Source organism: Nocardia sp. NPDC087230 (assembly GCF_044744725.1).
Classification (GTDB): domain Bacteria; phylum Actinomycetota; class Actinomycetes; order Mycobacteriales; family Mycobacteriaceae; genus Nocardia; species Nocardia canadensis.
The window spans coordinates 164098-175825 of record NZ_JBIUYV010000005.1 but is presented as its reverse complement, the minus strand read 5'-3'; the positions used below and the strand labels follow the sequence as shown (position 1 = coordinate 175825).

Below are 11728 nucleotides of genomic sequence, written 5' to 3'. Positions count from 1 at the left end.
CCGGGCGGGACGCACCGCTGGGGGGAGCCCGGTGGTGCGACCGCGCTCGGGCCGTTGGGCGTGGACACGCCGTTCGTGCGGGACTACCAGCGGTAACGGTTCAGCGAGCCGGCCGCCGGGCCGGCAACGGGATCCGGTCCAGATCGTGCGCGAGTACGGCCTCGGGGAAATCGGCCTGCGCGAGGAACAGCGGGTCGTCGCCTTCGCCGTAGCGTTCCGAGAAGTGGGTCAGGACCAGGGTTCGCACCCCACACGACCGGGCCACCTCGCCCGCCTGCCGCGCGGTGAGGTGGCCGCGTTCCCTGGCCTGGTCGGTCTCGGAGTCCAGGAACGTGGACTCGATGATGAGCATGTCCACGCCCTCGGCCAGCGCGTAGACGTTGTCGCACAGGCTGGTATCCATCACGAACGCCACCTTCTGGCCCGGCCTGGGCACCGTGCACTCCTCGAGCAGCGGCCCGGACAGTTCCCGGACCGCCGCACCGGAAATCCCGTGCGCGCGTAGACGTTCGGGCAGAAACGTCCGGCTGTCGGGCTCGGCGAGCCGATAGCCGTAGGTGGTGATGCTGTGGTCGAGTGGCAGCGCGGTGAGGGTGAAACCGTCGCCCTGCAGCGTTGCACCGGGCCCGCTGAGCGGATGTTCCACCAGATGCGGCTCGTCGTAGTAGCTCGTCGCGTACTTCAGCCGCTCCCAGTAGTCGGCGCCGTCGGCGGGAAATACCGCGTGCACGTCATGCGGGACGCCGTCCCGCCCCAACCGCTGCACGATGCCGGGCACCCCGAGGCAGTGATCGCCGTGGAAGTGGGTGACGCACAGCCAGCGCAGTTCCGTCGCCGACGCACCCGCCTGCGACATCTGCCGCTGCGTACCCTCACCGGGATCGAACAGCACGCCCCGGCCGTCCCAGCGCAGGAGGTACCCGTTGTGGTTACGACGTCGCGTCGGCACAGCCCCCGCCGTCCCGAGCACGACCAGTTCGCGTGTCGACATCGACCTATCCTCGCGGGCGCGGCCAACCGTGTCGAGCAGGCGGATCGAGCACCGTGATTCGAGTCGAACGCACGAGGCCGACGCCCGCCCACCTGTGACCGCTCGGAAATTTCCGCCCGTAGACGGATCTGCGGGGGCTGCGGCCGGGTTAGCGTGGATCGAGCGGTTCGGCGAAAGGCGGGGAAGCTGTGAACAGCAAGACCATCGCGCGGCAGTGCACACTGTGCGAGGCACACTGCGGAATTCTGGTGACGGTGCGAGACGAGCAGGTCACGCGGATCGAGGGCAATCCCGACGACGTGCTGTCGAAGGGCTACATCTGTCCCAAGGCGACCGCCATGGGCGGCCTGCACCACGATCCCGACCGATTGCGCACCCCCGTCCGGCGCGTCGGCGGCACCTTCGAACCGATCGGCTGGGACGAGGCGTTCCGCGAGATCGGACAGCGCTTGCGGGCGGTGCGCGCGGCCCACGGTCCCAGCGCGATCGGGATGTACATGGGTAATCCCGCCGCCCACAGCTCCTCGGTGATCTACGGCATCGCGTTGCGGGCCGCGCTGGCGACCCGCAACTTCTTCTCCGCGTCCTCCATCGACCAGTTCCCGCAGGAATTCGTCGCCTGGCGGATGTTCGGCGCCAATGTGCTGATGCCGATCGCCGATATCGACCGCACCGACCGGCTGGTGGTGCTCGGTGCCAACCCGGCGGTGTCCAACGGGTCGATCACCACCATGCCCGGCGCGAAGCTGCGCATCCGGGATGTGCGCAAACGCGGCGGCACCGTCGTGGTCATCGATCCGCGGCGCACCGAGACCGCCCGGCTGGCCGACGAGCACGTCGCGGTGCGGCCCGGCGGCGACCTCTACCTGCTGCTGGGGATGCTGCACGTGCTGGTCACCGAGGGGCTGTGTGACGAGCGGGTGGTCCGCGCGCAGTGCGCGGGCTGGGACCAGCTCACCGACCTGGTCGCGGACACGACCCCGGACCGGATGGCACCGCACGCGGGCGTCGACGCCGACACCATCCGGCGGCTGGCCCGCGACCACGCCGCGGCACCCTCGGCGGTGCTGTACGCGCGCATCGGTGTCTGCTTGCAGACCACCGGCGCGCTGACCCATTGGCTGGTGAACACGATCAACGCCGTCACCGGCAATCTCGATCGCGCGGGCGGGCAGATGTTCGCGACCCCGCCGGTCGACGTCGCCCGCTACGGCAAATACCTGCCGATGGGCTACGGCGCGTGGACCGACCGCTCCGGTACCCGGAAATCCTTCCGCGGCGAACTGCCGGTGTCGGTGCTGGCCGAGGACATCCTCGCCGACGGCCCGGACCGGATCCGGGCGATGATCACCTACGCGGGCAACCCGGTGCTGTCCACACCCCAGGGCGGCCGCCTCGACGAGGCCCTGGACTCACTGGACTTCTATGTCGCCGTCGACATGTACATCACCGAGACCACCCGCCACGCCGACATCATCCTGCCGCCGGTCTCGCCGCTGGAACGCGAGGATCTCAACCTGCTGTTCCCGGTGTTCAGTGTCCGCAACAACGCGCGCTTCGACGCCCACGTGTTCGAGCCGCCCGCCGACGGACTCGAGGACTGGCAGATCCTGGCCCGCCTGCTCGCCGAGGTGGTGCCGCTGCCCGCACGGCGGGTCACCGGCCGCGCGCTCACCGCCGTGCTCGAACAGCTCAGCCCACTGCGATTGAGCGCCGCCGCCATCGCCACCGGACCGCACGGCATCCTGCGCAAGGGCCGGAAGGGATTGACGGTCAACAGGATTCGTGCCGCCGCGGGCGGTGTCGATCTGGGGCCGTTGGTGCCGCGCTTGCGCGAGCTGATCGGAACCGAGGACCGCAAAGTGCACCTGACGCCGCCGGATTTCCTCGCCGCGCTCCGCACCGTTCTCGACGAGACCGTCACCGCGGCGACCGACGGCTACGACCTGCAACTGATCGGCCGACGCCACCTGCGCAGCAACAACTCCTGGCTGCACAACATCCCGTCCATGGTGAAGGGCCGCGACCGGTGCACCGTGTTGGTCCACCCCGACGACGCCACCGCCCGTGGTCTGCGCGACGGTGATCCGGCGCGCGTCGAGTCGCCGGTCGGGACGATCGTCGTGCCCGTGGAGGTCAGTGACGACATCCGCCCCGGCGTGGTCGCCATCCCGCACGGCTGGGGCCATCAGGAACCCGGCGTCGGCTGGCAGGTGGCCGCCGCGCAGCCGGGCGTCAACGTCAATCTGCTGCACGATCCGTCCCGCGCCGATCCGCTGACCGGGACCGCGGCGGTCAACAACACCTGGGTGCGGGTCGGCCCGGTCGTGGTCGAGCAGGACGTGGCCGACCCCGCGGACGCCCGGATCGGCGTGTCCGGCTGATGTGCCCGTCGTGGTGAACCCGGACGGCCGGGTTCACCACGATCGGATCAGCGGAAGCGCAGGGTGGTGGTGGCCAGGCCGAAGATCTTGCGGCCACCGGACTTGGCGACGATCGCGATCACCGCGGTCTTGGTGTCGGCGTCGAGCGACTTCACCCGGCCGGTGAACTCCACCTCGCCGCCGCTCTGGAAGTCGACGATGGTGTAGTTCGACAGCCGCACGCCGTAGCGGGTCACCGCGCCCGGATCGCCGGACCAGGTCGAGACGAAACCGGCGCCCAGACCCATGGTGAGCATGCCGTGTGCGATCACGTTGGGCAGGCCGGCGAGGCGGGCGATGCTCTCGTCCCAGTGGATCGGGTTGTTGTCGCCGGAGACGCCCGCGTAGTTGACGAGGTCACCGCGCGAGAGGTGCGCGTCGCGCAGCGGCAGCTCGGCACCGACGGTGAGTTCCTCGAACGCCAGTGTCGTGCTGGGGACGCGGGCCGCGCCGGCGACCGAGAGCCGGAGCTCGCCTTCCGGCCGCAGGGTGGTCTCGACCGGCTCCTGGGCCGAGGTGTCGCTGTTGCCGAACACCTTGACGCCGTGGACCATCACGTTCTCCACCGCGCTGGTGATCTCGGGATCGACGCCCTCGCCGGTGATGCCGACGACCGTGGTGTGCATGATGTGCACCGTCTCGCCGGATTCGTCGGCGAAGGTGTTGGTGACGGTGATCAGGTCCTTGCCCGCGATCCGGCGCACCGACGACAGTTCGACGTCGACGACCAGCCGGTCACCGGCGACGATCGGCTTGTGCTGTTCGAAGACCTGCTCGGTCTGCACGAACATGTCGTAGCCGACGACGACCGACTCGAACAGCGGCCGGTTGGCGGCCATGGCCGGGATGGAGACGAAGGTCAGCGGCGCGACCAGGCCCGGATAGCCCAGCGCGAGCGCCGCGTCCTCGTCCCAGTGCGCGGGGTGGAAATCCTGTACCGCGCGGGCATATTCGCGGATCTTCTCGCGGCCGACCTCGTAGACGTCGTCGACCCGGTAGTAATGCCCAACCTTCGACGCGATATCAGGGGCATCGACCACGGAAGTCACTTTTCGATCACCTTCGTTCGGGGAACGGACACCCGGCAGGCTAGCGGACTCCTCGCCACACCGCGCACACCTTGGCACACTTCACAGTGGCGTCGCCCGGTACGCACGCGCTCCGCGGGCCGCGGCCGAACCCGCCCCGGCGTGGTCAGCGCGTCGGCAGCAGCGACACCGGACCGGCTCCGGGCCCGTCGATCGGCGTCAGATCCCGGCCGATCACCCGCTCGCCGCAGTGCGAGCACACCGGTTCGACGGTGGCGACGTGACCGCAGCCGCGATGCACGGCCACGACCGGCGCGCCGTCGGGCGCGGCCCATTCGTCGCCCCACTGCCGCATCGCGGTGACGACCTGCCACAGCGAGCGCCCCTTGGGGGTGAGCAGGTAGTCGTAGCGGACCGGGTTGTCCTGATAGGGCTCCTTGGTCATGATCCCGTGTTCGACCAGGCCGTCGAGGCGTTGGGTGAGCACGTTGCGGGCGATACCGAGCCGGTCGCGGAACTCGTCGAAACGGGTCACCCCGAACAGGGCGTCACGCACGATCAGCAGCGTCCACCACTCCCCGACCACCTCCAGGCATTGGGCCAGGGAGCAGTTCATGTCCTCGAAGCTGGTGCGCCGCATACCCCGAGTCTAGTGGGTTGCGTCATAGAACTCACCCATCTACCGTAAGTTTCATGATGAAACTCACTGGGCGGTTGGGTGCGGAATTCGCCCTCACCGCCGCCGAATCGGGGCGTTGGCACGCCGTCGTCGACGATTCCTGGCGGGGCTGGACCGGCCCGCACGGTGGCGCGCTCGCCGGACTGCTGATCGAGACCGCCCAGCGCGCGAGCACCCGCGACCAGCCCGTGCGCGCCGCCGAGATCCGCTTCCTCGGCAGGCCCGCGACCGGCGCGTTCACCCTGCGCACGACCGAGCACGTCGTCGGGCGCAGCACGACGATCCTCGACGTGGTCGCCGAGCAGAACGGCGTGGCCGTCGCCGCGGCCTCGATCACCCTCGGCGCGGCGAGCACGACCGCGATCGCCGCCCACTGCGCCCGGCCCGCACCCACCGTCGCGGCCCCGCAGGAGTGCGCGCTGTTCCCGTTGCCGCCGCAGATCGTCCCGGTCGGTGCGCATTTCGTCATCCGGCCCGCCGCGGGCCCGCTACCGCTCAGCGGCGCCGACGAGGCGATGATGTGCGCCTGGATCGCGCTCGATCCCGCCCTGCCGCTGGACGCGCCGAGCCTGGCCGTGCTCGCCGACGCGCTCCCGCCCGGACTGTTCCCACTGCTCACCGCCCCGGTGGCGGTGCCCACCGTCACCCTGTCGCTGCAACTGCACACCGACACCGCCCGCCGCGCCGAGGCTCCCGTACTGGTGCGTGCCGCCGCGGTCAGCGCCGGCGACGGCTGGACGGTCGACGACACCGACATCTGGGACCGCGACGGAGTCCTGCTCGCCACCGCCCGCCAAACCCGCCGCGTCCTCGGCTGATCGAGAGCTTCCGCATGAATTCCGTTGCCACCGCGCGCCCCACCGATCCCCGGGTGGTGCTCGCCGTCGTCTCCACCGGCGTCCTGCTGTCGAGCCTGGACCTGTTCATCGTCAATGTCGCCCTGCCCGCCATGGCCACCGATTTCGGCGCCGGGCTCACCGGGCTGTCCTGGGTGCTCAACCTCTACGCGATCGTCTTCGCCGCGCTGCTCGTGCCCGCAGGCCGCCTCGGCGACCGCAACGGCAATCGCGCGACCTTCCTGATCGGCCTCGCGGTCTTCGTCGCGGGTTCGGCGCTGTGCGCGGTGGCCTGGGATGTGGGCTCGCTCGTCGGGTTCCGCGTCGTCCAGGCCGTCGGGTGCGCGCTGCTGACACCGTCTTCGCTGGCCCTGGTGCTGGCCGCGACACCACCCGAGCGGCGCGCGGGCGCGGTGCGGTTGTGGGTCGCGTTCGGTGGTCTCGGTGCCGCGCTGGGGCCGGTGATCGGTGGGTTGCTCGTCGAACTCGATTGGCGCTGGGTGTTTCTGGTGAACGTGCCGATCGGGCTGGCCGCCCTGGCGGTCGGTGCGCGCACGCTGCCGCGCCCGGCCGCCGAGCGCGGCCCGCTGCCCGATCTGCTGGGCGCGGTGACGCTGATCGGCGCCGTCGGGTCGTTCATCCTGGCCGTGGTGCAGGGCCCGGAGTGGGGGTGGACGTCGACGGGAGTGCTCGCCGCGTTCGCGGTGGCGATCGTCCTCGGTGGGGTATTCGCCGTGTCCTCGGCGCGGCACCACAGTCCGGTGGTGGACCCGGCACTGCTGCACGCTCCGAATTTCACGCTGGCGAGCGCCAATTCACTCGTGTTCCAGATCGCGTTCGCGGGCATGTTGCTGTCGGTGACACTGTGGGCGCAGAACGTGTGGGGCTGGTCGGCACTGCGGACCGGGCTCGCGATCGCGCCGGGGCCGCTGCTCGTCCCGTTCGTCGCGATCGCGGCGGGCCGGATCATCGGCCGCGTCGGTGCGGGCCCGGTGATCGCCGCCGGCGGGCTGGCCTTCGGCGGCGGACTGCTGTGGTGGGCGCGGGCAGCCGAGCTGACACCGGACTACCCGTCCGGACTGCTCGGCGGAATGCTGCTGACCGGCCTGGGCGTCGGCCTCACCCTGCCCACCGCCTTCGCCGCGGGCGCGGGAACCCTCGCCCCGCATCGCTTCGCGACGGGGTCGGCCGTCCTGAGCATGTCCCGCCAGCTCGGCCTCGCGGTCGGCGTCGCCCTCCTGGTCGCCTTGCTCGGCGCTCCCGAGACACCCGCCGCCACACTCGACGCCTTCCACCGCGCCTGGTACGTGACCGCGGCAGTCGCGGTCCTGGCCGGCCTGATCGGCCTCGGCATCCGCCCCACCACGAACCCGACCGAGACCAAGCAGGACACCGAGCTGGAACCGGCACCGCACGGATAGGCGGACCGGCTCCCGGTCGAGGTCGAACCGAGAACGGGGTCGCGGCTCCGCGCAGCGGCGCGATACCTGATCCTGGTGCCCGCACCGAGACGCGGCAACCTCGCGATCGGCGGCGCCAGGCGCCCGGCGACCGCCGACGAACTGGGCGAGGTGCGCCGCCGGGTGCGGCCGATGCGGCTCACGGTCACCGGGTTTCGGCTGGTGCGCTATCCGGTGATGATGCCCGAGGACGCACCACGAGACCGCGAATTCGCCTGAGCGCGATCAGATCTGGTGGGTCCAGGCGACGAAGAACACCGCGCCCGCGGCGGTGAGGGCGAGGCTGATCGGGATGGTCCACCAGGTTCCGTCGCGGCCGAGGACGGTGCGGGTCAGCCGTAATTCGAGGCGGCCGAGCAGAGCCACGACACCGAGGAAGGCCGGAGCCAGCAGCAGGCCGAGTGCGGCGTGCACGAGCCAGGCTCCGGCGAGTGTGGGCCCGCCCCACGAGGTTTCGTAGGCGTTCGCGGCGACCAGCGGGTAGGCGAGGCCGCGGACCAGGACCAGACCGGCGAGCAGGGTGAGAAACCATGCGACCACGCCGGCCCCTGCAGACAGGACGGAGTGGACCACACAGCGCAGCGCTGAGACCCGCCGGGCGGAAACGGGTTCGTGCAGGAGCAGGCGCGGCACCCGGAGCCGGGTCCGCACCGGTGACACGGCCAGGGGCAGCGCGAGCAGCGCGTAGATGATCGTCCGCCCGAGCGCGCTCACCGTAGCGAACCCGCTGCCGCCAAGTCGTCGAAGAGCAATTGGTCGACCGGCGGCACCAGGTCACGATCGCGATAGCCGAACCACGCCAGTGCCTCGATCTCGCTGCTGGCGGTGAGAACACCGCGATAGTCGGCGGTGTAACAAGCCATCCGCACGACGGTGGGATGACCATCGGAGATCGCGGCCTCGTAGGTGCCGACATGGGCCGCGCTCTCCGGCGCCAGATCCACGCTCAGCTCCTCGGCGACCTCACGCACCAGCGTCTCCACATCGGTTTCGGCGCCCTCGCGTTTCCCACCGGGGATGAAGAAGACGTCCTTGCCCCGGGGGCGCGCGCACAGGATGCGCCCGTCCTCGATCAGTACCCAGGCCACGGTGTCGATCAGCTGCTGTACCGGAGAGTCCACCACGGCCCGCAGCCTACTGCGCCTCGGTCAGTGGCCGGGCAGCACGCAGACGGTGTCCAGGCCGAGAACCCGGTTGAGTCGGCCGAAGGCCAGCCACGACCCGATGCTCATGCTGAGCTCGACCACCTCGGTCTGGGTGTAGTGCTCGAACATCCTGGCCCAGAACTCGTCGTCGAGGCTATGGTGGTCGGTGGCGTAGCGCTCGGCGTATTCGGCGGCGAGCCGAGCGCGCTCGTCGAACAGTTCGGTGGTGCGCCAGTTCGTGACGGCGTCGGCGAACTCGGCCTCGACCTTCTGCCCGTCGCGTTCGGTGCGCCAGTCCTGACAGAACAGGCACCCGTTGATCTGCGCGATCCGCAGCCTGGCCGCCTCGAACTCGCGCAGCCCCAGCGTCGAGTGCTCGTAGACCGACAGCGAGAACGCGGCGGCGGCGACACCGATCCCGGGAACCATCTCGCCCCAGACGTAGCCGATCGGGTCCTTGCCTTCGGGAATGTCGATGATCATGGTGTTTTCCTTCCGAGTTTGCCGACCGCTGCCCGCAGCGGCACATCGAGTGCGTCGTAGAGGCCGGGTTCGGCCTCGACCAGCCAGTCGATGGCGTTCACCAAGCGGCCCACCGCCGTGGCGTTACCGCCCGCCGATCGGTTGCCGCCCTCGTCGGCGGCTTCGACGCTGACCTCGATGCGGGGCGTGCCCTCGATGATCACGCGGTGCGCGCCGACGCCGTCGGGCGGTGTGGGCCAATCCGGTGCGCAGCTGGGATGGATCCGGGTGACGTGCTCGATGACGATGCGTGGCTCCCCGTCGACGATGCCCTGCACTTCGAAGCGCACCGCGCCCTGGGTGCCCGCATCGAAGTCGCCCATCTGCACGGTCTGCACCGTCGCATCGAGTGCACGCCGGTCCAGCGTCTCGCGGATCTCGTCGAGTTCCACGCCCAGCGCCCTGGCCATGAGCCGGACCTGCCCGCCCCAGACCATGGTGGGCACCGAGGGCAGCAGCATCGGCGGCTGGTAGTCCATCGGCTGTCCCATGCCGACCAGATAACGCACCGAGTCGGGCTGGTCGTAGGTGGAGTAGTCGAAGATCTCCTGGCAGCGCACCACCTCGACGGTGCTCGAGAGCCCACTGATCAACAGCGGCAGCACATCGTTGCCCCAGCCGGGATCGACGCCGGAGACGAACAGCGAACCGCCACCCTCGGCGATCGCGGCCAGCACCGGGTCACGCAGCTCGGCGGGTGCGTTGCGCGGGTCGTAGAGGGCATAGAGGGCCGGCGTGACGACGACGGCACCGGCGCGGATCGCGTGCACGATGTCGGCGAGGGCCTCGTCGGGACGGATATCGCCGGAGGCGGCGTAGACGACCGCGCGCGGCCCGGTGGCCAGCAGCGCGTCGATGTCGTCGGTGGCCGCCACCCCCAGCCCGTAGTCGAGTCCGGCGAGCGTACCGGCGTCACGCCCGACCTTGTCGGGGTTGTGCACCAGCACCCCCGTGAGTTCCAGCGCCGGGTGGGCAGCCACGGCACGCAGGGCCGCTCGGCCTACGTTGCCGGTGCCCCAGACGATCGTGGGGATCATCGCGCGAGCGTAGCAAGCGCTTGGTTCGGTGTCCGGATTATCCGAAATCCGGCCTCTGATCAGCCCTCTCGCACCGCCGCCACCGCCGACGACAGCGCCCGCGCGGGCAGCTGTCCACCGTCGAACATCGACACCACGACCTCGCCGTCGACGCGATCCCAGGTCCCCGCGATCCGCCCGTCGACCACGACCAGCGGCGAGATCCAACCGGCCGTGCGACTGACCTTCGCCCGATGCTCGGCCGGCAGCAGCGCGGTATCGGCGGTGCCGGGACCCAGGACGTACTGATCGAAAGGCCCGAGCAGGTGAACGGCGCCGTCGAGGCGCGCATCGGCCAGTTCGTCGGCGAGTTCGGTCGGGATCCAGCCGCGGCGGCCCTCGACGTCGACCTCTGTCAGCGCGTCGCCCAGCGCGGCGAACCAACCGCGGACCACGGTCTTGCGCAGGCTGTTGCGGCTGAGCCAGGCGTCGAAGACCTCCGGCGTCGCCGGACCGTACGCGCCGAGGTAGGCACTGATCAGGGTCGGCGCGGCGAGTTCGGGGTCGGGAACGCCGGTCCAACCGGGGACCAGGTGCCCGGGACTGGTGAAGGTGATCTTCGTACCGCGCGCGGGACCATGGCACAGCGCACCCTGCCAGGCCAGCGGCTTGAGCACCGCGCCCCAGCCGGAGCGCAGCTGCTCGCCGAGGTGGGCGAAGCCGGGCTCGGCGAGCACGGCATCGACGAGTTCCTCGCGGGTGAGGACCCGGTCGGCCAGGACCGCGGAGACCACCTCCACCAGCGCCGCCACCTGCTCGGGGGTGGCGCCGAAGGTCTTCTGCCACGAGGGCTTCTCCCACGTGCGCGCCGCGCCGATCAGCGACAGCGCTGCCGCGGCCTGGTCGGGGACCATCGCGTGCAGGGTGCCGCGCATCGCCCAGGTCTTGACGAGCGTGCCCGCGCCGAGCGCGTCGGCCACCGCGGTCGGCGCCGCGTCACCGCTGCGGATCGCGACGGCCGTCTCCGCCGCCGAGGCGACCTGCGCCTGCACCCCGGCCAGCCGGGCAGCGATCGTCTCGACCCCGCTTGTGCTGGGCTCGGCGACGAACTGCCTGCGCAACCGCCAGGCGAAAACCTGGTCCCACCCGACTTCGAGCATTAGTTCTCCTCCGCGCGCCGGGTGGCGACCCGGCGTAACGCGGCCCGCAATCCGGCGAATTCGTCGTCACTGATCCGGTCGACGAAATGACTCAGCACGAGATCGGACCGGCCGCCGATCCCGAGCGCCTCGTGCATGAGCTGGGCGCTGTGTTCCTCGCGGGTCATCGTCGGCCAGTACCGGTAGGCGCGACCGTCGCGTTCCCTGGCCAGCCATCCCTTGCGATGCAGGTTGTCCATGGTCGACATGACCGTGGTGTAGGCGATATCGCGTTCGGCGGCGAGTTCGTCGAACAGTTCGCGCACGGTGGTCGAGTCCACATCGCGATCCCAGAGGCGGTCCATCAGCACCGCCTCGAGATCACCGAAACCACGCACCGCCTACCGTCTCCCTCATCATCGCCGACTCGCCGAAACCGGCTTCACATTACCGGGTGGGGCTCGGTGAGACCGCTATCGCGCGGCAACC

The 11728-nt window shown here is 70.5% G+C and carries 13 protein-coding genes; 4 read left to right on the top strand and 9 right to left on the bottom strand.

What is annotated here, in order from left to right; translation table 11 throughout:
- Window positions 1-100 precede the first annotated feature (100 nt).
- Window positions 101-991: a ribonuclease Z gene (locus tag ACIO52_RS19045; protein ID WP_402645421.1), complete on the bottom strand. Its 891-nt coding sequence runs from the start codon at window positions 989-991 to the stop codon at window positions 101-103.
- 188 nt (window positions 992-1179) lie between these two features.
- Here ACIO52_RS19045 and ACIO52_RS19040 point away from each other — a divergent pair, with 188 nt between their 5' ends.
- A complete protein-coding gene (locus tag ACIO52_RS19040; RefSeq protein WP_402645419.1) occupies window positions 1180-3375 on the top strand; it encodes a molybdopterin oxidoreductase family protein in 2196 nt (731 codons plus the stop codon).
- A gap of 47 nt (window positions 3376-3422) precedes the next feature.
- Here the strand turns inward: ACIO52_RS19040 and ACIO52_RS19035 are convergent, their stop codons facing one another.
- Both ACIO52_RS19035 and ACIO52_RS19030 read right to left on the bottom strand, forming a co-directional pair.
- Window positions 3423-4463 (bottom strand): fused (3R)-hydroxyacyl-ACP dehydratase subunits HadA/HadB, encoded by a 1041-nt coding sequence (locus ACIO52_RS19035; protein WP_402645416.1) that lies wholly within the window; start codon window positions 4461-4463, stop codon window positions 3423-3425.
- Between the two features lie 145 nt (window positions 4464-4608).
- A complete protein-coding gene (locus ACIO52_RS19030; RefSeq protein WP_402645413.1) occupies window positions 4609-5082 on the bottom strand; it encodes a winged helix-turn-helix transcriptional regulator in 474 nt (157 codons plus the stop codon).
- A 53-nt stretch (window positions 5083-5135) separates the two neighbouring features.
- On the opposite strand from ACIO52_RS19030, the gene ACIO52_RS19025 reads away from it, so the two are divergent.
- From ACIO52_RS19025 to ACIO52_RS19015, 3 genes are all read left to right on the top strand, one after another.
- Window positions 5136-5939, top strand: a complete 804-nt coding sequence (locus ACIO52_RS19025; protein ID WP_402645410.1) for an acyl-CoA thioesterase — start codon at window positions 5136-5138, stop codon at window positions 5937-5939.
- 14 nt (window positions 5940-5953) lie between these two features.
- The gene (locus ACIO52_RS19020) at window positions 5954-7378 is read left to right on the top strand and encodes an MFS transporter (RefSeq protein WP_402645407.1); all 1425 of its coding nucleotides are present in this window, start codon (window positions 5954-5956) and stop codon (window positions 7376-7378) included.
- A gap of 75 nt (window positions 7379-7453) precedes the next feature.
- Window positions 7454-7636, top strand: coding sequence for a hypothetical protein (locus ACIO52_RS19015; RefSeq protein WP_316574806.1), 183 nt, complete (start codon window positions 7454-7456; stop codon window positions 7634-7636).
- Window positions 7637-7642: 6 nt separating this feature from the next.
- On the opposite strand, the gene ACIO52_RS19010 is transcribed toward ACIO52_RS19015, so the two are convergent.
- The 6 genes from ACIO52_RS19010 to ACIO52_RS18985 are packed head-to-tail and all read right to left on the bottom strand — an operon-like array spanning window position 7643 to window position 11637.
- Window positions 7643-8131: a hypothetical protein gene (locus ACIO52_RS19010; RefSeq protein WP_402645403.1), complete on the bottom strand. Its 489-nt coding sequence runs from the start codon at window positions 8129-8131 to the stop codon at window positions 7643-7645.
- Window positions 8128-8541, bottom strand: a complete 414-nt coding sequence (locus tag ACIO52_RS19005) for an NUDIX domain-containing protein (protein ID WP_218720175.1) — start codon at window positions 8539-8541, stop codon at window positions 8128-8130. Before ACIO52_RS19005 ends, ACIO52_RS19010 begins: the two co-directional genes overlap by 4 nt.
- Window positions 8542-8565: 24 nt before the next feature.
- Window positions 8566-9045 (bottom strand): carboxymuconolactone decarboxylase family protein, encoded by a 480-nt coding sequence (locus ACIO52_RS19000; RefSeq protein ID WP_218720174.1) that lies wholly within the window; start codon window positions 9043-9045, stop codon window positions 8566-8568.
- Window positions 9042-10121, bottom strand: coding sequence for a dihydrodipicolinate reductase (locus ACIO52_RS18995; RefSeq protein ID WP_402645399.1), 1080 nt, complete (start codon window positions 10119-10121; stop codon window positions 9042-9044). Before ACIO52_RS18995 ends, ACIO52_RS19000 begins: the two co-directional genes overlap by 4 nt.
- Window positions 10122-10180: 59 nt before the next feature.
- Window positions 10181-11260 (bottom strand): winged helix DNA-binding domain-containing protein, encoded by a 1080-nt coding sequence (locus ACIO52_RS18990; protein WP_218720172.1) that lies wholly within the window; start codon window positions 11258-11260, stop codon window positions 10181-10183.
- Complete coding sequence (locus ACIO52_RS18985; RefSeq protein WP_308248596.1) at window positions 11260-11637, bottom strand: BlaI/MecI/CopY family transcriptional regulator; 378 nt, start codon at window positions 11635-11637, stop codon at window positions 11260-11262. The genes ACIO52_RS18990 and ACIO52_RS18985 overlap by 1 nt, the downstream gene beginning before the upstream one ends.
- Window positions 11638-11728: the final 91 nt, after the last annotated feature.